We start from the raw sequence: 20,830 nt of genomic DNA on the forward strand, positions 1-20,830 counted from the left end.
TCTATTTCAGACCATGCCGGCTCCTTTCGCTTGTCCCCGTGGTGCTGGTTTAGCTCTGTCTGTCCTCTGGGCTTGGGTCGGCCAACTCCAGTAATCCCGGCGGGGGGGTGATGCCAATCCACCCCTCTTCGAGTTCCACCCGGGGAACAATTGAGTCGACAAAGGGAATCCAGAGGGGCTGTTTTTTGCCGCTGAGTTGGACCTCGAGCAGGTCGTTGCCTGCATGGAGCAGGTCTTGGACCTGGCCGATGGGCGTGCCCGACTCCAGCAGCCGCACCTCCAGTCCCACCAGATCCAGCAGGTGAAATTCGCCTTTGGCCAGTTTTGGGCGCTGATCGCTTGGCACCAAGAGCTCCTGGCCCACGCAGGCCTCAGCGCTGCTGCGGTCGTTGATGCCCTCGATCAGTATCACAAACAGCTCTTTGCCGGGGAGCTGGCGCCCGGAGAGCAATTGAATTTGATGGGGTTCTGGCGCGGGCCCCCGCTTCTGGGCCGGTGCGCGCAGCCAGCGGGGGCCGGCTTGGGTGAAACGTTCGGGGAAATCGCTGAGGGGATTGACCCGCAGTTCACCGCGCAGTCCCTGGGCGGCAACGATCTTTCCGACCACCAGCAGCTCGGGTTGTTGCTCCATCAGCCCAAGGGCCACACCTCAGCCTCGATAATGACCGGGCGACTGGGCCTTCCCATGGCTGATTCCCTGCCGATCCTGCCTGGCTCCACGGTGGTGGTGCGCGATGGGCGCTCCATCTACAACGGTTACCAAGGTTTCGTGCAGCGCATCAGCGGCAGCAACGCAGCCGTGCTGTTTGAAGGCGGCAACTGGGACAAGCTCGTCACCATGCCCCTCAAGATTCTTGAGCGGGCCTGAGCTTCTCTAGGGACACCCGAGCTGCCTCCTGTTCGGCTTGCCGGCGCGAGCGTCCCCAGCCCTCACCGAGGGTCGTCTTCCCCAGGCTCACCTGACAGTGAAACCGCCGGGGATCAGCGTGGACTTGGCTGATCTCTTGGCAGCGGTAATCCGGTAGGCCTCGTTTTTGGCCCTGGCTCCATTCCTGCAGGGCCGATTTCCAGTTGTGCAGGTGGGGATCGGCTTCAAAGGCCTTGGCGGTGGATTGCCAGTGGGGGGTGAGCCAGAGCAGCACCGGCGTCAGGTCCCCCCAAAGGCGATAGAGCGCGCCGATGCAGGCCTCACAGGCTTCGGCCCTGAGGGTCTCGCGCGCGCTGGCGTCTCCTGCGGCCGTTGGGCCGATGCGCAAAACAGCGTCGATGTCCACCGCTTGGCCAAGTTCCCCCAGCCAGCGGTCACTGACCAGTTGGGCCCGCAGCGCTGAGCTTTGTCCGACGCTCAGGTTCGGATAGTGCTGTTCAAGGAATTCCGAGGCCGCCAGACGTAGGACGGCGTCGCCAAGAAATTCCAGTTTTTCGTGGTTGACGCTGAGCCCTGCGGAGGTGTGGGTGAGGGCCTCATCCAGCCGCTCCAGGTCCATCTCCGCGGGGGCTGTCAGGCCCAGGCCTTGAAGGAACTGCAGCAGTTGGGCGTGGCGCTCAGCGTTCATTGGGGTGAAAGCAGGACGTAAGCCGGGTTCTGTTCTCCGCTTTCGCGGGGGCGATCATCTGTCTGGGACCACCGTTACCGATGGCCTCAAGCGGCGCAAGAAAAGCGGAACGGGTGTCATGGCCAACCGTTGTTCCTAGGCCTTGCTCCCAGCCGGGGTTTACCGAGCCAGCACCTCTCGATGCTGCTGGTGCGCTCTTACCGCACCTTTGCACCCTTGCCTGATCCCCGAAGGGCCATCGGCGGTGTGTTTCTGTGGCACTCTCCTCACGGTCACCCGCACTGGGCGTTACCCAGCAAGCCTGGCCATTGGGGAGCCCGGACTTTCCTCAACCGGTCCGTTCCACCAGCCCGAGGGCCTGGGCGTGTCCCGGTCGCGATCACCTCGCCTGCTTTCAAACCCCATAATGGCGACCTGGGGGGCTGTAGCTCAGCCGGATAGAGCGACGGTTTCCTAAACCGTAGGTCGTGGGTTCGAGTCCCGCCAGCCCCGTCTTTGATTCGCGCAGGGGTATTGACCGCTACCGGTAGTGGCGTGCTGAATGTTGCCACTGCCGCTAGCGTGGTGCCAATCGCCACACGGCCATGGCACAGCTGCATGATCTCAGGCTGCGGCTACTGGTGCAACAGGAGAGTGAGCGCATCGTCGACAGCCTCCCGGACGGCCTCGACCTCTCTGTGATCCAGGCCCGCTGCCTCTGCTGGTTAGCCCTCCTGGCCGAGGCCCATGAGGACAGCGCCAATGAGGCGGTCAGCGATGGGGACACCGATCAGGCCATGGCCTGGTTTGCCGACTCCATGCGCCTGCGTGACGTCATTCAGGTGGTGAGCTCGATCGAGATCCCCATCCCAGGAGCCACTGAGGACGCCAGTGATTCCGGGGACTCCCTGGCCGCTTAAGACGCCAAATTCAGATTCCCTTTATTTCTGAGTCGTCCTGGTGTCATGATTGGACTTGACCAATGAAGGGACTGCGGTGCCGGAAGAGCCCTGCCAATGCCCTGACTGTCAGCGCTTTTATCGGGAGCACGACCGACTGATTCGGGAGAACCCGACGCTGCGTCAGCAACAGGAGTTGAGCTGGGCTGCCCTGCAGTCATTCCGCACCCTGGCTGGTCGGGTCCTCGAGGATCTACAGAAGACCACCCCTGAGCCGGGTGTTGATTCTGCTCCTGCCGCCGCCGCTGCCGGAGGCCCCCAAGAAGCCTCGGCGCAGGATGCTCTCCAGCAGGCCGTCAGCGATCTCGAGAACATCAACGCCCACCTGTTCTCGATCGAGGCCCTGATGGAGCGCATCTTTGATGTGCGCGTTCCTGAGCCCGTTGAGCAGAAGTTCCGCGAGATCGCCGGTGAGTTGGCTCCCGATCCGCTGAACGCCGATCGCCTTCGCCTCAACCGTTTGCTGCATCAAACCCCCGATCTTCCGGATCGCTGATCAGCCAAGCAATCATCCCCTCCTCATCGGCGGGGATTTGCAACCACTGGGGCTTTCCGAGCCAGCCCATCTCCGTCTCCAGCTGCCGAGCCAGGGCGGTGTCATTGGCGCCGATTCCTCCGGATAGGGCGATCTGATCGACGCCCCCCAGGCTGGCGGCCATGGCGGCAATTCCCGCTTTCAGCCGGTGCAGGAAGACCGCGAGTGCCAGTTGGGCGCCGGTGTGGCCCCGTTTAGCCGCCCCGCGCAGCTCCTGCCAGTCGCCGCTCAGGCCGGAGAGACCGGCGAGTCCGCTTTGGTGGTTGAGTTGCTCCTCCAGTTCGGCTGCCGCCATCCCGTCCTTCAGCAGCGCCAGCAGCAGGCCAGGGTCGATGGATCCGCTGCGGGTGGCCATCACCAGCCCTTCCATCGGGGTGAAGCCCATAGTCGTGTCTAGGCAGCGGCCATCGGCGATGGCCGCCAGGGAACAGCCGGCCCCCAGGTGAACGCTGATCAGCCGAGGCCCCGCGACCTGCCGGGCCACGTGTTGGTGGTTGAGTCCATGGAAGCCAAAGCGACGGTAGCCCCGGCTCCGCAGCGCCAGGGGGATGGCATAGCTATAGGCCGCCTCCGGCAGGGTCGCGTGAAAGGCCGTATCGAAGCAGGCCCATTGCTGCAGTAGGGGTTGCTGCTGCTGGAGCCAGCGCATCGCCTCCAGAGCCGGTGGATTGTGCAGCGGTGCCAGCGGGCTTAAGGTCTCGAGCTGCGCCAGCGTTGCGGCGTTGATGGGCGTGGGTTCGCGAAAGACCTCGCCGCCATGGACAACTCGGTGGCCCGCGCGCTCAAGCCGGCCCCACCAGGGGGCCAGAGCCGGCTTGAGCCAGGTGTCGAGGGCCGCTGTGAGCTCCAGACCCGAACGGGAGTCGCTCCAGAGCCGCCGCTCTCCTGCCGCGTCAAAGACGGCTGCCTTGAGACTGGAGCTGCCCAGATTCAGCACCAGAAGCGCCACGGCGCCGCTTGCTCCTTACTCGTCGAGGTTGCAGGTGATCGTGACGGGGAAGGCCTCGGCCTTCCAGATCCGCTCGGCGTACTCCTTGATCGAGCGATCGGAGGAGAAGAAGCCGGTGCGGGCCGTATTCAGCAGGGACATCCGGTTCCAGGCGTGGCGATCGGCCCAGGCCTGACTGACCTGCTGTTGCACCCGCAGGTAGTCGTTGAAGTCGGCCAAGACACAGAAGGGATCGCGGCCCGTCAGGTTCTCCAGCAGGGGGCGGAAGAGGTCACCGTCGCCGCCGCTGAAGTGGCCCTGCTCCACCAGCTTCAGCACCTGCTGCAGCTCGGGCAGTTTGGCGATGTGCTCCCAGGGGCGATAGCCCTCGCTCTGGAGTTGGGCCACCTCGGTTTCGGTCATGCCGAAGAGGAAGAAGTTCTCGGCTCCCACCTGTTCGCGGATCTCGACGTTCGCGCCATCGAGGGTGCCGATGGTCAGGGCCCCATTCATGGCGAACTTCATGTTGCCGGTGCCGGAGGCCTCTAGACCGGCGGTGGAGATTTGCTCCGAGAGGTCCGAGGCTGGATACACCCGCTCGCCCAGCTTCACGTTGTAGTCGGGAAGGAAGACCACCCGCAGCCGCCCGTCCATGTCGGGGTCTGAGTTGATCGTCTCGGCGATCCCGTTGAGGAAGCGGATGATCAGCTTGGCCATGTAGTAGCCAGGGGCCGCCTTGCCGCCAAAAATCACGGTGCGGGGGGCCATGTCCTGGGCCTGGCCGTTCTTGATCCGCAGGTACTGGGCAATCACCTGCAGGGCATTGAGGTGCTGGCGCTTGTACTCGTGGATTCGTTTGACTTGAACGTCAAACATCGAGGAGGGATCCACCAGCAGTCCGCTTTGGCGGTGGATGTAGTTGGCCAGCTGCCGCTTGCTGGAGAGCTTGGTTTGCTCCCAGCGCTCCAGGAAGCCGCTGTCGTGTTGGTACTGCTCGAGCTGTTTGAGCTGATCGAGATCCGAGACCCAACCTTCACCGATGCTCTCGGCCAGCAGCTTGCGCAGGGGGGGATTGGAGAGGGCGACCCAGCGCCGGGGGGTCACGCCGTTCGTGACATTGGTGAACTTCTCCGGCCAGAGCTCCGCGAACTCGGGGAACAACTTGGTGCGGACCAGTTCGCTGTGGAGGGCGGCCACACCGTTGATGTGGTGCGAGGCCACGGTGGCGAGGTTCGCCATGCGAACCGCTTTTTGACCGTCCTCATCAATGATCGAGAGCTTGCGCAGCAGCACTTCGTTGCCGGGATAGCGCAGGCGAACGCTCTGCAGGAAGCGGCGATTGATTTCGTAGATCAGCTCCAGATGCCGAGGTAGCAGGGAGCCGAACAGGGGTAGGCCCCATTTCTCCAGCGCTTCCGGCAGCAGGGTGTGGTTCGTGTAGGCGACGGAGCGGCAGGTGATGTCCCAGGCCTGTTCCCATGTCAGGTGCTTGTCGTCGATCAGCAGACGCATCAACTCGGCCACGGCGATGGCCGGATGGGTGTCGTTCAGCTGAACAGACCAATGGTCGGGGAATTCCTCGACCGGGATGCCCCGCTGCTCCAGGCTGCGCAGCATGTCCTGGAGCGAGCAGCTCACGAAGAAGTGCTGCTGCTTCAGGCGAAGGCGACGGCCTTCATCGGTGCCGTCGTTGGGATAGAGGACCTTCGAGAGGGTTTCGCTCCCCACTTTTTCCTCAACGGCGCCGTAGTAGTCGCCGATGTTGAAGGCATAGAAGTCGAAGCTTTCGCTGGCGTCGGCGCGCCAGAGGCGCAGGCGATCACAGGTGTTCACCCGGTAGCCGAGCACGGGCACGTCATGGGGCACACCAATGGCGTGCTCATCGGGGATCCAGCGCACGCGGTAGTTGCCGCGCTCGTCCCGGTAGCTCTCGGTGCGTCCGCCGAAGCCGACGAAGCAGGCCTGATCGGGGTGGGGGATTTCCCAGGGCCAGCCGCCCTTGAGCCACTTGTCGGTGATCTCGACCTGCCAGCCGTCCCGGATCAGCTGGTCAAAAATCCCGAATTCGTAGCGAATCCCGTAGCCCGTGGCGGGGATCTCCAGGCTCGCCAGGGACTCCATGTAGCAAGCCGCCAGGCGACCCAGGCCGCCGTTCCCCAGGCCTGGCTCTTCTTCCACCTCAAGGATCTCTTCGAGGCTGTCGATGCCGAAGCGGCGCAGGGCTTCGGTCGCCGCCTCCTGGATGCCGAGCATCAGGAGGTTGTTCCCCAGCTGGGGGCCGATCAGGAATTCCGCTGACAGATAGGCCACCACCCGGGTCGGGGTGGCTCGGATCGCCTCAATGCCCGCCAGATAGCGGGTCATCAAGCGGTCGCGAACCGCGTGGCTGAGGGCCAGATAGAGGTCGTGGCGGCTGGCGGTTGGAGCCAGCTTTCCCAATGTGTAGAAGAGGTGTTCGGCCATGCCGTCGAACACGTCATCGGCTGCCAAGCCGCTGCGGTCGGGATCGGCGTAGCAACCGGGCGTGGGCAGTTGCAGTTGACGCGGCGATTGCTCTTTCATCAGGCCAGCTCGGTTGGGACTGCAGTGCTCCACTGCCAGTGACTGATCTCCGGGGCATCCATCCCGTGCTCGTGCGCGTAGGCGCGATTCGCCAGGATCGATTCCTTCATCTGCTCTTTGATGTGAGCAGCGCGGGACATTAACCCCGGAACTCTGTCGATCACATCAATCACCAGGCTGAACCGGTCGATCTGGTTGTTCATCGCCAGTTCAAGCGGGGTGTTGATGTTGCCTTTTTCCTTGTATCCGCGGACGTGGAAATTGGCATGGTTGCGGCGCCGGTAGGTCAACCGGTGGATCAACCAGGGGTAGCCATGGAAGTTGAACAGCACGGGGCGATTTGTGGTGAAGAGTGTGTCGAAATCCCGATCGCTTAAGCCGTGGGGATGCTCGCTCGGTTCGGTCAGGGCAAAGAGTTTCACCACGTTCAGTACCCGGACCCGCAGCTCAGGCAGCTCCCGGCGCAGGATCGCCACGGCCGCCAGGGTCTCCTGGGTGGGGATGTCACCGGCGCATGCCATCACGACGTCTGGCTCATCGGGTTCACCGCGGACGTGGTCGTTGCTGGCCCAGCTCCAGAGGCCGATGCCCTTGGCCACATGGGCGCGGGCTTGCTCGAGGGAGAGGTACTGCAGGTGCTCTTGCTTGTCGCTGACGATGAGGTTGCAGACGTCGGGCTCGACGAGGGCCTCCTCGGCCACGGCCAGCAGGCAGTTGGCATCGGCCGGCAGGTAGACCCGCACCACATCGCCGCTCTTGTTGCCGGTCAGATCAATGAAGCCCGGGTCTTGGTGGGTGAACCCGTTGTGGTCCTGCCGCCAGACCGTGGAGGAGATCAGGCAGGTCCAGGGGGCGATTGAGGCGCGCCAGGGCGCGTGGTGGCGGCAGCTCTCCAACCATTTGGCGTGCTGGTTGAACATCGAGGCGATCACGTGGGCGAAGGCCTCGTAGGTGTGGAACAGGCCGTAGCGGCCGGTCAGGAGATAGCCCTCGAGCATCCCCACCAGGGTGTGTTCGCTGAGCATCTCCACCACCCGTCCCTGCCGGGCTAGCTCGCCGCCATCGCTGTCCTCGGGGCGTAGTTCCTCCATCCAGACCTTTTTGCTGCGCTCGTAGATGGCCTGCAGCCGGTTGGAGGCGGTTTCGTCGGGGCCGAACACCCGCAGGTTGTTCGGGTTGTCGGCGATTGCATCCCGCAGCAGTTCCCCGAGGGCGGCGGTGTTGCCATGGCGGCTGACTCCGGGTTCGGCGACCGGCACCGCATACCGTTCGCGATCCGGCAGGGTCAGTTGCTGGCGCAGTCGCCCCCCGTTGGCATGGGGGTTGGAGCCCATGCGCTGGGTGCCGCTTGGTGAGAGAGCCTGCAGTTCGGGTCGCAGTCGTCCCTCGTCATCAAAGAGTTCTTCGGGGCGATAGCTCTTGAGCCAGGCCTCCAGTTGCTGAAGTTGGGCGGGGTCTTGTTTGGGGTTCGGCAGGGGTACCTGATGGGCGCGCCAGGACCCTTCAATCCGATGGCCGTTGAGCGCCTCAGGCCCTGTCCAACCCTTGGGGGAGCGCAACACGATCATCGGCCAAATCGGCCGACTGGCATGCGCTGCGCCGCCCTCTGCCTCGGCCTGCTGGCGGATCGATTGGAGCCGGGAGACCACCTGATCCATCGCCGCGGCCATCGCTTGGTGCATGGCCCGGGGCTCGCTGCCCTCCACAAACAGCGGCTCCCAGCCGTAGCCCCGCAGCAGGCTGCTGAGCTCCTCCTTGGGAATCCGTGCCAGCAGCGTTGGGTTGGCGATCTTGTAGCCGTTCAGGTGCAGCACCGGCAGCACCACCCCATCGCTGATCGGGTTGAGGAACTTATTGATATGCCAGCTGGTGGCCAGGGGGCCGGTCTCCGCCTCCCCATCGCCCACACAGGCGATGGCGATCAGGTCCGGGTTGTCGAAGACCGCACCGCAGGCGTGGGAGAGCACATAGCCCAGTTCGCCGCCTTCATGGATCGAACCAGGGGTCTCCGGGGTGCAGTGGCTACCGATGTGCCCGGGAAAGGAGAACTGCTTGAAGAAGCGTTTGAGCCCTTCTATGTCCTGGGACTTGTCGGGATAGATCTCCGAATAGGAGCCATCCAGGTAGGTGGGGCCAAGTACCCCCGGGGCTCCATGGCCCGGACCGGAGAGATAGATCGCATTGAGCCCGTGGCGTTGGATCACCCGATTGACGTGGGCCCAGATGAAGGCTTGGCCTGGGCTTGACCCCCAGTGACCGAGCAGGCGGTTCTTGATGTGCTCCGGCTTCAGCGGTTCCCGCAGCAGCGGGTTGTCTTGGAGGTAGATCATTCCCACCGCCAGGTAGTTGGCGGCCCGCCACCAGGCGTCCAGTCGCTCAAACTCCTCTGCTGGCCTGAGATGGGCGGAATCCGTGGCCATGGCTCCAGCTGCTGATGCCTGGCCGGAAAGTAGCCGTTGTCACAGGAGATGGCGCCGTCGGGCGAGACTCTCGTTCGGAATCACTCACGACAGCTATGCCGGAGATCGGCGCCCATCAGCTCGAGGTGGTCGAAACCCTGATTGGGGTTGGCCGCTTCTTGGTGATTTTTGTGGCCGCTCGCCTACTGGCGGAACTGCTGGTGCGCTGGCAGTTGCCCACCATCCTTGGTGAGCTGATCGCCGGCGTGATCATCGGTGCCTCTGGCCTGCACCTGATCGTGCCGCCGGAGACCCAGGCGGCAGTGGCCAATTGGGCGCTCCAGCTGATGGGCTCGCTTGCGGATGTGCCGCCCCAGTTGGTCGGCGAGGTCTACAACGAAAGTTTCCCGAGCCTGCAGGCCGTGGCCACCTTGGGCCTTTTTGCCCTGCTGTTCCTGACGGGTCTCGAAAGCGACCTCGATGAGCTCGTGGCCGTCGGTGCCCAAGCGATCACCGTGGCTGTCGCCGGCGTGGCAGTGCCCTTTGCCCTTGGCACAGCCGGCTTGATGGCGCTCTTCCACGTGGAGGTGATCCCCGCCGTGTTTGCCGGGGCGGCCATGACGGCCACCAGCATCGGCATCACAGCGAGTGTTTTTGGTGAGCTGAAGATGCTGCGCTCCCGGGAGGGGCAGATCGTGATCGGCGCCGCCGTCCTGGACGACATCCTCGGCATCGTCATCCTCGCGGTGGTGGTGAGCATCGCTGGCGGTGGCAGCCTGGAGCTGGGCCCGATCCTCAAGCTGCTGGCCGCGGCCGTGGTGTTTGTGGTCGCTGCCATTGGCCTGAGCCGCACCGCGGCGCCTGGTTTCGACTGGTTGATTGATCGCCTCAAGGCCCCAGGCGATGTGGTGGTGGCCTCGTTTGTGGTGCTCACCCTGTGCTGTTTCGCTGCTACGGCCATTGGCCTGGAGGCGGCCCTGGGTGCCTTTGCCGCGGGCTTGATCCTGAGCAAGTCGAACCACACCCATGCGATCGAGGCGGCGGTCAAGCCGGTGGTGGCCCTTTTCGCCACGATCTTCTTCGTCTTGATCGGCACCGGCATGGATCTCTCGGTGCTCAATCCGTTGGACCCCGAGAACCGCGCCGGTCTTGTGATCGCTGCTTTCCTGCTGGTGGTGGCGATTCTGGGCAAGGTCGTCTCCGGCTGGACCTTCGTCTCCAAGGAACCCACGAACCGTCTGGTGGTGGGTCTGGGGATGATGCCCCGCGGTGAGGTGGGCCTGATCTTCCTAGGGCTTGGTACCCAGGCCAAGCTGCTCAGCCCGGCCCTGGAGGCAGCGATCTTGCTGATGGTGATTGGCACCACCTTCCTGGCACCGATCCTGCTCAGACTGGTCCTGGCTGGAAAGAGTGATGGACCAGACCTCGACCCCCTCGCCGAAATCCCCACTTAAGGGCTGGCAGTTCAGCTGGGGCGGCTGGTTGGACAACCGCCATGGGGAGTGGTGGCTGCTCGCCCAGCTGCTGTTGATCGCAGCCACCCTGTTGCCGGCCTGGCCGGCCCCTGGCAGCTGGGGCTATGCCTGGCCTTTGCCGCTGGCTGCCAGCGGAGTTTTGCTGCTCTTGGTCGGCCTGGCGCTGGCCGCCCAGGCCTTCTGGCGCTTGGGACCCAGCCTGACGCCCTTGCCGGATCCCAAGCCCGGGGCCGCTTTGGTGACGACCGGGGCCTATGGGCGCTGCCGCCATCCGCTGTATCAAGCCGTGTTGCTCTGTGAGCTCGGGGTGGCCCTGGCCCTCGGCAGCCTGTTCCACCTGGGTCTGTTCCTGGCCCTGGCCGCGGTGCTGGGCGGCAAAGCGCGGCGGGAGGAGCGTTTCCTCGTGCCGCTCCATCCTGAGTACCTCAGTTATCGGCGCAGCACCCCGGCGATCTTGCCGGGATTGCCTTGGTTGGATTGGCGGAGCTGAGCCGCTAGAGCCCGCGCTCCTCCAGCTGCCGCGCAGCCCGCTCGAACACCTCAGGTCCTGCATCCCGTTGGCCGGCGGCCTGGCCCAGGTCCCGGCGCCAATGGCGGGCGCCGCTGACGCCTTCCACCACCTGCACCAGGTGCCGGGCGATGGACCAGAGCCGCCCGCCGCTGCCGCACCAGCGCTCGGCATAGGGAATCAGGCCCCGCACCACCGTGGAAGCCTTGGCGACCGGTTGGCTGCTGTCGCCAAACAGGTCCCCGTCCACCGTGGCCCAGCGCAGCGGGTGGTCGTAGGCGGCCCGGCCCACCATCACCCCATCCACGGCCTCGAGCTGCTCCAGGCAGCTGCTGAGCTCCAGCAGGCCTCCGTTCAGTTCAATCGTCAGCTGGGGCCGGTCCGCCTTGAGCTGATGCACGAGCTCGTAGCGCAGGGGAGGAATGGTGCGGTTTTGCTTGGGATCCAACCCCTCGAGCCAGGCCTTACGGGCGTGCACGATGAAGCGCTGCGCCCCGGCCGCGGCCACCGTGTCGACAAAGGCCAGTAGCTCGCCATAGGAATCCCGCTCATCGATGCCGATGCGGTGCTTCACCGTGACTGGTAGCGGCGAGGCCTGGGCCATGGCGCTGATGCAGCGGGCCACCTGTTCGGGCTCGGCCATCAGGCAGGCGCCAAAGCGCCCTTTCTGGACCTTTTCGCTTGGACAGCCGACGTTGAGGTTGATCTCGTCGTAGCCCCGGTCCGCGGCAATGCGCGCGGCCTCGGCCAGCAGCACCGGGTCATCCCCGCCCACCTGCAGGGCAATCGGATGCTCGATTGGATCGAAGTCAATCAGCCGGTCCCGCCGTTCGCTGTGGTGGAGCGCTTGGGCCACCACCATTTCGGTATAGAGCAGGCTCCGGCGGCTGATCTGCCGCATCAGCACCCGGAAGTGCCGATCGGTGTAGTCCATCATCGGAGCCACACTGAAGCGGTAGGCCCCGTTCAGCAGCGAATCGGGCATCACCCCATGCTCGCCTTTCACGCTGATGCCCCCCCGTTCTGAGCACTGGTCCCTGGTGGTGGCGGGCGGTGGTCCGGCGGGATTCATGGCGGCCATCGCCGCGGCCGAGGCCGGTCAGCGGCGGGTCCTGGTGCTGGAGAGCACCCCCGAGCCCCTGGGCAAGGTTTTGATCAGCGGTGGCGGCCGCTGCAATGTCACCCATGCCTGTTGGGATCCTCGGGAATTGGTGGGCTTCTATCCCCGCGGCGGCAAGGCCCTGCGGGGACCCTTCAGCCGCTTTGCTGCCGGTGATGCCGTGTCTTGGTTTGACGACCACGGGCTGACGCTGGTGGAGGAGGCCGATGGCCGGATGTTCCCCCAGGCCAACCGCTCAACGGCCGTGATTCAGTGCCTCAGGCAGGCGGCGGAACGGGCCGGGGTGACCCTACGCAACAGCGAAGCTCTCCAGCAGGCCGAGCAGCGGCCCGCGGGTGGGTTTGCCCTCGGCCTGCGCAGCGGCATCCATCTCAGTACTGACCGGCTGGTGCTCGCCACCGGGAGTCACCCCAGTGGTCGGCGTTTGGCTTCAGGCCTGGGCCATGGCTTGGTGGCCCCGGTTCCGTCCCTTTTCACCCTCGCCTTTAAGCCCAATCCCCTGCTGCCTTTGGCCGGGGTCGTGATGGATCCGGTGGACCTGGAGCTGGAGGCCGGTGGGCAGCGCTTCCGCCAGAGCGGCCCGGTGCTGATTACCCACTGGGGCCTGAGCGGGCCGGCGACCCTGCGGCTGACGGCCTTCGCCGCCCGGGCCCTCCACGGCGAGGGCTACCGGGGCAGCCTGCTGGTGGATTGGAGCGGCGGCCGCAGCCAGCAGCAGCTGGAAGAACTCTTCGCGGCCTGCCGGCGTGATCAGGCCAAGCGTCAGCTCAGCAATGCCCGCCCCTGGCCAGGCCTTAGCCGACGCCTCTGGCAGCACCTGCTTGATCAGCAGGGGGTTGAGCCCGATCGCCGCTGGGCGGATTTGGCCAAACGTCAGCGGTTGGGTCTGCTGGAGGCCCTGCGCCGCAGCCGTTTCCCCGTGGCGGGCCGCGGCCCCTTCGGCGAAGAATTCGTGACCGCCGGAGGCGTGCCTGTGGGGGAGGTCAACCTGGCCACGATGGAGAGTCGAAAGGTGGAGGGTCTCTACCTGGTGGGTGAGCTCCTGGATGTCGATGGCGTCACCGGTGGCTTCAACTTCCAGCACTGCTGGAGTTCCGGCTGGTTGGCGGGGCAGGCGATTGCGGCGGCCGGAGCTAGTTGATCTGATCGAAGATTGAGAACATCGGCAGGTACATCGCCAGCAGGATCGAGCCAACGATGCCGCCCACGATCACGATCATGGCCGGCTCCAGCATGGAGGTCAGCGCCTTGACGGCGGCTTCCACCTCGTCTTCGTAGAAGTCCGCCACCTTCGAGAGCATGGCGTCCATCTGGCCGGTTTCTTCGCCGATGGCGAGCATGCTCAAGGCCAGCTCCGGGAACACCTTTTTGCGCTCCAGGGCGACGCTCAGTGGGATGCCCTCCTGCACGTCCTGACGGGAGCCGACGATGGCGTCGGCAATCACGGCGTTGCCAGCTGTTTCCTGCACGATCTCCAGGGACAGCAGGATCGGCACCCCCGCGCGGGTTAGGGAGCTGAAGGTGCGGCAGAACTTGGCCGTGGCGGTTTTCTGGATCAGGTCGCCAAAGAGCGGCAGTTTCAGCAGTAGTCCATCCACGCGCCGGCGCCCGCTGGCGGTCGCGTAGTAGCGGCCAAACATCCAGACCCCCACAGCGATTGCCAGGGCCAGGAACAGCGAAAAGGAGGACCGCAGCAAGGCGCTGAGGTCGACCATCATTTGGGTGAAGAGGGGGAGTTCAGCCCCCAGGTCTTCGAAGATCCCAGCGAAGGTGGGGATCAGGAAGATCGTCATCCCCAGGAACACCAGGATCGCGATCGCCAGCACGGCCACGGGGTAGCCCATGGCGCCCTTGATTTGGTTCTGCAGCCGGGCATTGCCCTCGAGCAACTTGGCCAGGCGGCGCAGGCTTTCGTCCAGTACGCCCCCCGCCTCTCCGGCTTCCACCATGGCGATGGTGAGCTTGTCGAACACCCGCGGCCAGGAGCGCAGTGCTGCCCCCAGGCTGCCCCCTTGGTTCACGTCCGTGCTGACGGCGGTGAGTGCCCGCTTAAACAGCGGCATGCGCTGCTGACGGGCCATGAGATCGAGGCTGCGCACGATCGGGACTCCCGCATCCACCAGCGCCGCGAGCTTGTTGGCAAAGAGCGCCTTCTCGCGAATGCCCGGTTTGGCCTCCAGCAGGCTGGAGAGATCCATCCCAAAGACCGTGCTCCCGGCCGCGGCGTTGGGTGTGGTTGCGGCGAGCTCCAGGCTGGTGGCGACGATGCCCCGGCGCCTCAGGTCCCGCCGGGCGCGGCTGAGATCACTGGCCTGCAACTGCAGCGTCCGGGTTTGACCGGAGCGATTGGTGTAGGTGGCGCTGAACTGGGGCACTAGCCCTCCAGGAGCCGCTGCAGCTCATCGGGTTTGCTCGCTTTGGCGAGGGCTTCGCTGCGCTCGACGGCTCCGGCCTGCACCAGGTTCGCCAGGGCGCGCTCGAGGGTTTGCATCCCCTGCTGGCCGCCCGTTTGGATCTGGGAATAGAGCTGGGCGGTTTTGCCCTCCCGGATCAAGTTGGCGATGGCCGGGGTGTTGATCAGGATTTCTTGGGCCATGACCCGCCCGAATTGCCCGGGTTTGGGGTTCTGGCGTTTGCAGAGGGTCTGCGAGAACACCCCCACCAGGGAGCCACTGAGCTGAACCCTGATCTGGGTTTGCTGCTCTGGCGGGAAGACATCCACCATGCGATCGACGGTTTGCGCCGCCGAGCTGGTGTGCAGGGTGCCAAAGACCAGGTGCCCCGTCTCTGAGGCCGTGATGGCCAACTGGATCGTTTCCAGATCTCGCATTTCGCCCACCAGGATCACGTCGGGGTCCTCCCGCAGGGCGGCGCGCAGGGCGGCGCCAAAGCTGCGGGTGTCATCCCCCAGCTGGCGCTGGTGGATCACGCTTTTGTCGTTGCGGTAGGTGAATTCGATCGGATCTTCGATCGTGAGGATGTGCTCGGCGCGGCTGCGGTTGATGTGATCCAGCAGGGCCGCCAGCGTCGTGGTTTTGCCTGAGCCGGTGGGACCGGTCACCAGCACCAGACCCCTGGGGCGGCGGCTGGTTTCCTCGACGATGGGCGGTAGGCCCAGGCTCTCCAGGCTGGGGATTGTGCTGCCGAGGGCCCGCAGACAGGCCGCATAGCTCCCCCGCTGGCGGTAGACATTGACCCGAAAGCGGGAGACGCCTTTGAGGCCATAGGCGCAGTCCAGCTCCCAGGTTTGCTCCAGCTGCTTGCGCTGGGCGTTGTTGATCATCGAGAAGATCAACCGGTTGCAGAGGTCCTCGCTGAGCCGCTCCTCCCGCATCGGTTTGAGCGCCCCACTGAAGCGGCCGTAGGGCGGTTGGCCTGCCGCCAGGTGCAAGTCGCTGCCACCCGCCTCGACCAGCTCCTCCATCAACTGTTCGATCTGGAGCTCCATGCAGCTCGCGGGGCCAGTGGCTGTCCTCAGTGTGGGAAGCCCGTCAGGGGCTGGCAATGGCGTTGCTTAATGCAGTTGCCGGGGGGTCAGGCAATAGGGGCACTCCAGCCACTCGTCCCGCATCCCCGCCCCGCAGCCCTGGCAGGTGATCGTGTGCAGGGCCTTGGCCCGGCGCTCGGTTTCCAGGCTGGAGTCCGTGAGGATCATCCGCTCGATTTCCTCGAGGGTCGTTTCCCCTTGGCGCACCAGGTCGAGGCCGTAACCCAACAGGGTTTTCATGCCGTTCTCGATGGCGAGCTTGCGCAGCCGATCGGTGCTGGCCTCCTGGGCAATGGCGCTGGCGAGGGTGTCGTTGACGCGCAGCACCTCGTAGACCCCAACCCGGCCCTTGTATCCCAGCCCCTGGCAGCTGGGGCAGGGGTTGCTGTCACTGGCTTGCAAGCGCTTGGCCTTGAAGAAAGTGATCGCCTGCTCGTTGCTGGCAAACAGGCCAAAGCGGCCCAGGTCCTGCTCACTGGGGTGATAGGGCTGCCGGCAGTCCGGGCAGACCCGCCGCACCAGGCGTTGGGAGACGATTCCGATCAGGGAGGCGCTCACCATGAAGGGCTCCACGCCCATTTCCGAGAGCCTGGCGATGGCGCTGGGGGCGTCGTTGCAGTGGAGGGTGGTCAGCACCAGGTGGCCGGTGAGCGCCGCCTCGATGGCGGTTTTGGCCGTTTCACGGTCCCGGGTTTCCCCCACCAGCAGGACATCGGGGTCTTGCCGCATGAAGGCCCGCAGGGCCATGGCGAAGTCGTAGCCCTTCTCACGGTTGACCTGGGTTTGGGCAATGCCCTTGAGGGTGTATTCGATCGGGTCCTCGACCGTGGAGATATTGATCCCGGGCTCATTGCGTTCCGCGAGCAGCGAATAGAGCGTGGTGCTCTTGCCTGATCCCGTCGGCCCGGTCACCAGCAGCATTCCGAAGGGCTTGCTGCCCATCTCCCGGACGCTGGCCAGGGCCGCGGGCTCGCTGATCAGGCGGTCGAGGCCGAGGTGCGTCGCGCCGCTATCCAGCAGGCGCATGCAGACCTTCTCGCCATAGCGGGTGGGCAGGGTGCTCACCCGCAGGTCAAACAGGCGACCTTGATAACGCCGCCGGATGCGGCCGTCCTGGGGCAGCCGGCGCTCAGCGATGTCTAGGTCCGCCATGATTTTCAGGCGGGAGGTCACTGCGGGGGTCAGTTGTTTCGGCAGCTTCTCCAGCGGCTCGAGCACCCCGTCTTGGCGCAAGCGAATCAGAAGTCCGTCCTCTTGCGGCTCCAGGTGGATGTCGCTGGCACTGCGCTCGAGCGCTTGCACCAGGATCCGGTCCACCAGGCTCACCACCGGTGAGGCGTTGGAGGCCTTCAGGCTGGCTTCGACATCCAACTCGCTGAGGCTGTCCTCGGGAGCCTCCTCAAGGGGGCCCTCGAGCTTCAGGTCCTCAAACAGGGAGATCCGGTTGGGCGCCTCCTGCGGAGCTGAAACCGCGGCCGGCGTGGCGGGGGGTGGAGGTTGATTCAGGACGGTTTGCAGGTCCCCTTGGAGAGCCAATCGCAGTGCCAGGGGCGGTCCCTCGGGGCATGCCTCGCGGAGGGTCTGGCGTTGCTCGGCGCCCCAGTGGGTTGGCACGGCCACCGTCAGGCTGTTGTTGGCGTAGGCCACGGGAAGGCAGCCGAGATCCCTGCAGCTCTCCTGAGTCAGTCGCGGATGCCAGCTCCAGCGCGCGTCTCCGGCGGCGCTTAGTTCAGAGCGCGTGAGGACGGCTTCCTGGAGCAGTAATTCGACCTCAAGTCGCTGCTGCTCAGGGGTTTGGGCCTCGGCCACCGGTCGCTGGGGAATGGTGCTGGCGCTTGCTGTCATCAGCCGCTCCGCCGAGGAGGTGCGGGCTTCCGCCGCTTGTGGGGTGGCGCCCCTTCACATCAACATGTCTAGATCAGATCTCCGGTTCGGTCAGCATGAGCGGCGACGCGACTCCGTTTCCCCAGGACTCCGCCCCGGCCCCAGCTGAGGCCGCGGCAGCGCCAGAAGCCACTCCTGCAGTGGATTCGGCCCCGGCTGAGGTGGCGGCTGAGCCCAGCGCCGATCCCGAACAGCGGGTCCGAGAACTGGAGGCCGAGCTGACGGCCCTGAAGGCCGAGCACGAGAGCGTCCGCAGTCAGTACATGCGGATTGCGGCGGACTTCGACAACTTCCGTAAGCGCCAGAGCCGCGATCAAGAGGACCAGCGCACCCTGATCGCCTGCTCCACCCTGAGCGAGATCCTGCCGGTGGTGGACAACTTCGAGCGGGCCCGCCAGCAGCTGGATCCCCAGGCCGAGGAGGCCCAGGCCATCCACCGCAGCTACCAGGGGCTCTACAAGCAACTGGTCGATGTGTTCAAGCAGTTGGGCGTCTCACCGATGCGGGTTGAAGGCGAGCCCTTCGATCCCACCCTCCATGAGGCGGTTCTGCGGGAACCCAGCGACGAGCACGCCGAGGACCTGGTGATCGCTGAACTGCAGCGGGGCTATCACCTGAACGATCGCGTGCTGCGGCACGCCCTGGTCAAAGTCTCGATGGGTCCAGGCCCCAGTGGTGATGCCGCACCGGCCAGCTCCACGGATGACGCTGCACCCTCCGAAGAGGGCTGAGCATGGCCGATTTTTATGACCTCCTTGGGGTCAGCCGCGACGCTGATGCGGACACGCTCAAGCGGTCCTATCGCCGCCTGGCGCGTCAGTACCACCCGGACATCAACAAAGATCCCGGCGCGGAGGACAAGTTCAAGGAGATCGGCCGTGCCTATGAGGTGCTGAGTGATCCCCAGACCCGGGCTCGTTACGACCAGTTCGGCGAAGCCGGCCTGGGCGGCGCCGCGGGGATGCCCGACATGGGCGACATGGGGGGCTTCGCTGACCTGTTCGAAACCTTCTTCAGCGGTTTCGGCGGGGGCATGGGTGGCCCCTCCGCCGGTGGTGCCCGTCGCCGCGGTCCCCGCCAGGGAGATGACCTGCGGTTTGACCTGACCATCAGCTTCAGCGAAGCGGTCTTTGGTCAGGAGAAGGAAATTCAGATCCGTCACCTGGAGACCTGCAACAGCTGCAGTGGCTCCGGGGCGAAGAGTGGCAGCGGTCCCACCAGCTGCGGCACCTGTGGTGGTGCAGGCCAGGTTCGCCGCGCGACGCGGACGCCCTTTGGCAGCTTCACCCAGGTGGCGCCCTGTCCCACCTGTGAAGGAACTGGCCAGGTGATTGCCGATCCCTGTGGCGCCTGTGGCGGCCAGGGCCTGCAGCAGGTTCGCAAAAAGCTGCGCATCAATATCCCGGCGGGTGTCGACACCGGCACGCGGCTGCGGGTGGCCGACGAGGGCAACGCCGGACAGCGGGGCGGCCCCGCCGGCGACCTCTACGTCTTCCTGACGGTTCAGTCCCACCCGAGCCTCCGCCGCGACGGGATCAACATCCACTCCGAGGTGACGGTCAACTACCTCCAGGCGATCCTCGGCGACACCATTGAGGTGGAGACCGTCGATGGTCCTGAGCAGTTGGAGATTCCGGCAGGCACCCAGCCCGGAGCGGTCCTGACCCTGACGGGTAAGGGTGTTCCGAAGCTGGGCAATCCCGTGGCGCGCGGCAACCATCTGATCCAGATCAAGGTGCAGCTCCCCACCAAGGTCAACCGCGAGGAGCGTGAGCTGCTCGAACAGTTGGCAGGGCACCACACGGCCAAGGGGCAGAAGCATCCCCACAAGAGCGGGCTGTTCGGCGGTTTGTTTGGCTAGGTCAGTGATGACCCAGCTCGACCTACGCGGTACCCCCTGCCCGCTCAATTTCATTCGCACCAAACTGGCCCTCGAGAAGCTGTCCGCAGGCGAGTGGCTTCAGGTTGATTTGGATGCCGGAGAGCCCGAGGCGATGGTGGCCAGCGGCTTGCGGGAGGCCGGACATCGCGTTGAGCTGGAGGCCTTGGAACCCGGGGCGGTGCGTTTGTTGATCTGTCGCTGTGGCTGAAGCCCTGGTGATGGCACTCGAGGCCAACTTCTGCCGGGTGCAACTGGATCGACCTGGCCCCGGAGGGGTGGACCAACTGCTCTGTGTGCGCCGCACGCGGCTGGGCAAGACCGGACAGCAGATCTGCGTTGGAGATCGGGTCGAGGTGGAGGGCATCGACTGGCCGGAAGCCCGGGCGGCGATTGCGGCCGTGGCCCCCCGCAGCAGCCTGCTGGAGCGTCCTGCCGTGGCGAACTGCAGCCGGGTGGTGGTGGTGGCGGCGTTGGCTCAGCCGGAGTTGGATCCATTGCAACTCACCCGTTTTTTGCTGACGGCGGAGCGGACGGGTGTGGCGGTGGAGCTGGTGCTCACCAAGGCGGACCTGCTGGGCGCATCGGAACAAGAGCAGTGGCGTGAACGGCTCACGGCTTGGGGGTATGTCCCCCAGCTGGTCTCCTCCCAGAGTGGGCTTGGTCTGGCTGCGCTGCGGGAGCGTCTGGCGCAACCGGGGGTCTCAGTGCTGTGTGGCCCATCGGGGGTGGGCAAGAGCAGCTTGATCAACGCCCTGTTGCCGCAGCTGCGTTTGCGGGTGAGTGCCGTCTCCGGCCGCCTGCAGCGGGGACGGCACACCACGCGGCATGTGGAACTGTTCCCGGTGGAGCCCGGTGCCCTGCTGGCGGATTCACCGGGCTTTAACCGACCGTCCTTGCCGGCCGAGCCCACGGAGCTGGGGAGCCTCTTCCCGGAGATTCGGCAGCGGCTCGAGAGCTCGGCCTGTCAGTTCAAAAATTGCTTGCATCAGGGCGATCCGGGCTGCGCCGTCGGCAGCGATTGGGATCGCCATGGTCTGTATCTCAACTGCCTGGAGTCCGTGCAGCAGCAGGTGGCGCGCCAACCCCGCCCCCGCAGTGGCGGCCTGAAGCAGCGGGGAGGAAAGCAGGAGCCCCTGCTCGATCAGCGCCTGCGTCAGAGCTCAAGGCGCCGTTTGCGGCAGGAGGAGCCCGATGAGGAGGGCTAGGCCTAGCCCATGCCGGGCAGGTTCAGGTTGAGCCCGCCTGTGAGCTCTTCCATCCGCTCTTTCATGGTCCCGGTGGAGTTGTCGTAGGCCGAGCGCAGGGCCTCGAGGGTGGCGTTTTCTGTTGTGGAGGCGCCCTCGGCGAGCAGGACAGGGTCGAGGCGGACCTTCAGGGGTTGCTGGTTACCCGAGAGCCAAACGCTGGCCCGGCCGCAGCTGCTTTGCCCCTCGATTTCCATCGCATCCAGCTCCTCCTGGAGCTTGGCGGCGTCCTGTTGGATCTGCTGGGCCTTCTTAAAGGCTTCGGTGAGCTGGCCGAAATTGGGGAGACCGAAACCGGCCATGCCTGCACTG

General features: G+C 65.3%; 20 protein-coding genes, 1 tRNA gene and 1 other RNA gene. 11 read left to right on the forward strand and 11 right to left on the reverse strand.

Features of this window, described 5'->3' with window-relative positions:
- Positions 1-49: 49 nt before the first annotated feature.
- Complete coding sequence (rimM, locus tag ACXIQ9_RS04630; protein ID WP_459015904.1) at positions 50-631, reverse strand: ribosome maturation factor RimM; 582 nt, start codon at positions 629-631, stop codon at positions 50-52.
- A gap of 54 nt (positions 632-685) precedes the next feature.
- Between rimM and ACXIQ9_RS04635 the strand changes: the two genes are divergently transcribed.
- Positions 686-868 carry an NAD(P)H dehydrogenase subunit NdhS gene (locus ACXIQ9_RS04635; protein ID WP_459015905.1) on the forward strand — a complete coding sequence of 61 codons (183 nt, stop codon included), beginning with the start codon at positions 686-688 and terminating at the stop codon, positions 866-868.
- Here the strand turns inward: ACXIQ9_RS04635 and rnc are convergent.
- Positions 846-1,556 carry a ribonuclease III gene (rnc, locus tag ACXIQ9_RS04640; protein ID WP_459015906.1) on the reverse strand — a complete coding sequence of 237 codons (711 nt, stop codon included), beginning with the start codon at positions 1,554-1,556 and terminating at the stop codon, positions 846-848. The genes ACXIQ9_RS04635 and rnc overlap by 23 nt on opposite strands.
- A 3-nt stretch (positions 1,557-1,559) precedes the next feature.
- An RNA gene (rnpB, locus tag ACXIQ9_RS04645) (RNase P RNA component class A) lies at positions 1,560-1,951 on the reverse strand.
- A 23-nt stretch (positions 1,952-1,974) separates the two neighbouring features.
- Between rnpB and ACXIQ9_RS04650 the strand changes: the two genes are divergently transcribed.
- The 3 genes from ACXIQ9_RS04650 to ACXIQ9_RS04660 all read left to right on the forward strand — a co-directional run bounded on the left by ACXIQ9_RS04650 (position 1,975) and on the right by ACXIQ9_RS04660 (position 2,990).
- Positions 1,975-2,048, forward strand: a tRNA-Arg gene (locus ACXIQ9_RS04650).
- A gap of 92 nt (positions 2,049-2,140) precedes the next feature.
- Positions 2,141-2,455, forward strand: a complete 315-nt coding sequence (locus ACXIQ9_RS04655) for a hypothetical protein (protein WP_010314013.1) — start codon at positions 2,141-2,143, stop codon at positions 2,453-2,455.
- A gap of 76 nt (positions 2,456-2,531) precedes the next feature.
- On the forward strand, positions 2,532-2,990 hold the full coding sequence (locus ACXIQ9_RS04660; RefSeq protein ID WP_459015907.1) for a hypothetical protein: 459 nt from the start codon (positions 2,532-2,534) through the stop codon (positions 2,988-2,990).
- On the opposite strand, the gene ACXIQ9_RS04665 is transcribed toward ACXIQ9_RS04660, so the two are convergent.
- Genes ACXIQ9_RS04665 through ACXIQ9_RS04675 form a run of 3 tightly spaced genes read right to left on the reverse strand, consistent with a single transcriptional unit; the run spans position 2,947 to position 8,939 of the window.
- On the reverse strand, positions 2,947-3,978 hold the full coding sequence (locus ACXIQ9_RS04665) for an acetate/propionate family kinase (protein WP_459015908.1): 1,032 nt from the start codon (positions 3,976-3,978) through the stop codon (positions 2,947-2,949). The two genes, ACXIQ9_RS04660 and ACXIQ9_RS04665, sit on opposite strands and share 44 nt — an antisense overlap.
- Before the next feature lie 15 nt (positions 3,979-3,993).
- A complete protein-coding gene (locus ACXIQ9_RS04670) occupies positions 3,994-6,519 on the reverse strand; it encodes a glycogen/starch/alpha-glucan phosphorylase (RefSeq protein ID WP_459015909.1) in 2,526 nt (841 codons plus the stop codon).
- Positions 6,519-8,939: a phosphoketolase family protein gene (locus tag ACXIQ9_RS04675; RefSeq protein ID WP_459015910.1), complete on the reverse strand. Its 2,421-nt coding sequence runs from the start codon at positions 8,937-8,939 to the stop codon at positions 6,519-6,521. Before ACXIQ9_RS04675 ends, ACXIQ9_RS04670 begins: the two co-directional genes overlap by 1 nt.
- Positions 8,940-9,034: 95 nt before the next feature.
- Between ACXIQ9_RS04675 and ACXIQ9_RS04680 the strand changes: the two genes are divergently transcribed.
- Positions 9,035-10,372, forward strand: a complete 1,338-nt coding sequence (locus tag ACXIQ9_RS04680; protein WP_247476580.1) for a cation:proton antiporter — start codon at positions 9,035-9,037, stop codon at positions 10,370-10,372.
- Positions 10,332-10,883 carry a methyltransferase family protein gene (locus ACXIQ9_RS04685; protein ID WP_459015911.1) on the forward strand — a complete coding sequence of 184 codons (552 nt, stop codon included), beginning with the start codon at positions 10,332-10,334 and terminating at the stop codon, positions 10,881-10,883. Before ACXIQ9_RS04680 ends, ACXIQ9_RS04685 begins: the two co-directional genes overlap by 41 nt.
- Positions 10,884-10,887: 4 nt before the next feature.
- Here ACXIQ9_RS04685 and dusA read toward each other — a convergent pair whose 3' ends face one another.
- Positions 10,888-11,886, reverse strand: a complete 999-nt coding sequence (gene dusA, locus ACXIQ9_RS04690) for a tRNA dihydrouridine(20/20a) synthase DusA (RefSeq protein ID WP_459015912.1) — start codon at positions 11,884-11,886, stop codon at positions 10,888-10,890.
- A 25-nt stretch (positions 11,887-11,911) separates the two neighbouring features.
- Here dusA and ACXIQ9_RS04695 point away from each other — a divergent pair, with 25 nt between their 5' ends.
- Entirely contained in the window at positions 11,912-13,162 is a 1,251-nt protein-coding gene (locus tag ACXIQ9_RS04695; RefSeq protein WP_459015913.1) for a BaiN/RdsA family NAD(P)/FAD-dependent oxidoreductase, read from the forward strand.
- On the opposite strand, the gene ACXIQ9_RS04700 is transcribed toward ACXIQ9_RS04695, so the two are convergent.
- The 3 genes from ACXIQ9_RS04700 to ACXIQ9_RS04710 all read right to left on the reverse strand — a co-directional run bounded on the left by ACXIQ9_RS04700 (position 13,155) and on the right by ACXIQ9_RS04710 (position 17,353).
- Positions 13,155-14,396, reverse strand: a complete 1,242-nt coding sequence (locus ACXIQ9_RS04700) for a type II secretion system F family protein (protein WP_296415490.1) — start codon at positions 14,394-14,396, stop codon at positions 13,155-13,157. The two genes, ACXIQ9_RS04695 and ACXIQ9_RS04700, sit on opposite strands and share 8 nt — an antisense overlap.
- Positions 14,396-15,469: a type IV pilus twitching motility protein PilT gene (locus ACXIQ9_RS04705; protein WP_010313994.1), complete on the reverse strand. Its 1,074-nt coding sequence runs from the start codon at positions 15,467-15,469 to the stop codon at positions 14,396-14,398. The genes ACXIQ9_RS04700 and ACXIQ9_RS04705 overlap by 1 nt, the downstream gene beginning before the upstream one ends.
- Before the next feature lie 66 nt (positions 15,470-15,535).
- A complete protein-coding gene (locus ACXIQ9_RS04710; protein ID WP_459015914.1) occupies positions 15,536-17,353 on the reverse strand; it encodes a GspE/PulE family protein in 1,818 nt (605 codons plus the stop codon).
- Positions 17,354-17,448: 95 nt separating this feature from the next.
- Here ACXIQ9_RS04710 and grpE point away from each other — a divergent pair, with 95 nt between their 5' ends.
- The 4 genes from grpE to rsgA are packed head-to-tail and all read left to right on the forward strand — an operon-like array spanning position 17,449 to position 20,479.
- Positions 17,449-18,123 (forward strand): nucleotide exchange factor GrpE, encoded by a 675-nt coding sequence (gene grpE, locus ACXIQ9_RS04715; protein WP_296415483.1) that lies wholly within the window; start codon positions 17,449-17,451, stop codon positions 18,121-18,123.
- A 2-nt stretch (positions 18,124-18,125) separates the two neighbouring features.
- Positions 18,126-19,253 (forward strand): molecular chaperone DnaJ, encoded by a 1,128-nt coding sequence (dnaJ, locus tag ACXIQ9_RS04720; RefSeq protein ID WP_029626065.1) that lies wholly within the window; start codon positions 18,126-18,128, stop codon positions 19,251-19,253.
- A gap of 7 nt (positions 19,254-19,260) precedes the next feature.
- Complete coding sequence (locus tag ACXIQ9_RS04725; RefSeq protein ID WP_459015915.1) at positions 19,261-19,482, forward strand: sulfurtransferase TusA family protein; 222 nt, start codon at positions 19,261-19,263, stop codon at positions 19,480-19,482.
- Entirely contained in the window at positions 19,475-20,479 is a 1,005-nt protein-coding gene (gene rsgA, locus ACXIQ9_RS04730; RefSeq protein ID WP_459015916.1) for a ribosome small subunit-dependent GTPase A, read from the forward strand. Before ACXIQ9_RS04725 ends, rsgA begins: the two co-directional genes overlap by 8 nt.
- A 2-nt stretch (positions 20,480-20,481) precedes the next feature.
- On the opposite strand, the gene ACXIQ9_RS04735 is transcribed toward rsgA, so the two are convergent.
- Positions 20,482-20,820, reverse strand: a complete 339-nt coding sequence (locus tag ACXIQ9_RS04735) for a YbaB/EbfC family nucleoid-associated protein (protein WP_459015917.1) — start codon at positions 20,818-20,820, stop codon at positions 20,482-20,484.
- Positions 20,821-20,830 lie beyond the last annotated feature (10 nt).

The sequence above is a fragment of the Synechococcus sp. LTW-G genome, from assembly GCF_054459035.1.

What these genes read in the sequence shown, in the direction of transcription:
- rimM (WP_459015904.1), bottom strand. Translation starts at nt 631, where the DNA reads ATGGAGCAACAACCCGAGCTGCTGGTGGTCGGAAAGATCGTTGCCGCC.
- ACXIQ9_RS04635 (WP_459015905.1), top strand. Translation starts at nt 686, where the DNA reads ATGGCTGATTCCCTGCCGATCCTGCCTGGCTCCACGGTGGTGGTGCGC.
- rnc (WP_459015906.1), bottom strand. Translation starts at nt 1,556, where the DNA reads ATGAACGCTGAGCGCCACGCCCAACTGCTGCAGTTCCTTCAAGGCCTG.
- ACXIQ9_RS04655 (WP_010314013.1), top strand. Translation starts at nt 2,141, where the DNA reads ATGGCACAGCTGCATGATCTCAGGCTGCGGCTACTGGTGCAACAGGAG.
- ACXIQ9_RS04670 (WP_459015909.1), bottom strand. Translation starts at nt 6,519, where the DNA reads ATGAAAGAGCAATCGCCGCGTCAACTGCAACTGCCCACGCCCGGTTGC.
- ACXIQ9_RS04675 (WP_459015910.1), bottom strand. Translation starts at nt 8,939, where the DNA reads ATGGCCACGGATTCCGCCCATCTCAGGCCAGCAGAGGAGTTTGAGCGA.
- ACXIQ9_RS04680 (WP_247476580.1), top strand. Translation starts at nt 9,035, where the DNA reads ATGCCGGAGATCGGCGCCCATCAGCTCGAGGTGGTCGAAACCCTGATT.
- ACXIQ9_RS04685 (WP_459015911.1), top strand. Translation starts at nt 10,332, where the DNA reads ATGGACCAGACCTCGACCCCCTCGCCGAAATCCCCACTTAAGGGCTGG.
- dusA (WP_459015912.1), bottom strand. Translation starts at nt 11,886, where the DNA reads ATGCCCGATTCGCTGCTGAACGGGGCCTACCGCTTCAGTGTGGCTCCG.
- ACXIQ9_RS04695 (WP_459015913.1), top strand. Translation starts at nt 11,912, where the DNA reads ATGCCCCCCCGTTCTGAGCACTGGTCCCTGGTGGTGGCGGGCGGTGGT.
- ACXIQ9_RS04705 (WP_010313994.1), bottom strand. Translation starts at nt 15,469, where the DNA reads ATGGAGCTCCAGATCGAACAGTTGATGGAGGAGCTGGTCGAGGCGGGT.
- ACXIQ9_RS04710 (WP_459015914.1), bottom strand. Translation starts at nt 17,353, where the DNA reads ATGACAGCAAGCGCCAGCACCATTCCCCAGCGACCGGTGGCCGAGGCC.
- grpE (WP_296415483.1), top strand. Translation starts at nt 17,449, where the DNA reads ATGAGCGGCGACGCGACTCCGTTTCCCCAGGACTCCGCCCCGGCCCCA.
- dnaJ (WP_029626065.1), top strand. Translation starts at nt 18,126, where the DNA reads ATGGCCGATTTTTATGACCTCCTTGGGGTCAGCCGCGACGCTGATGCG.
- ACXIQ9_RS04725 (WP_459015915.1), top strand. Translation starts at nt 19,261, where the DNA reads ATGACCCAGCTCGACCTACGCGGTACCCCCTGCCCGCTCAATTTCATT.
- ACXIQ9_RS04735 (WP_459015917.1), bottom strand. Translation starts at nt 20,820, where the DNA reads ATGGCCGGTTTCGGTCTCCCCAATTTCGGCCAGCTCACCGAAGCCTTT.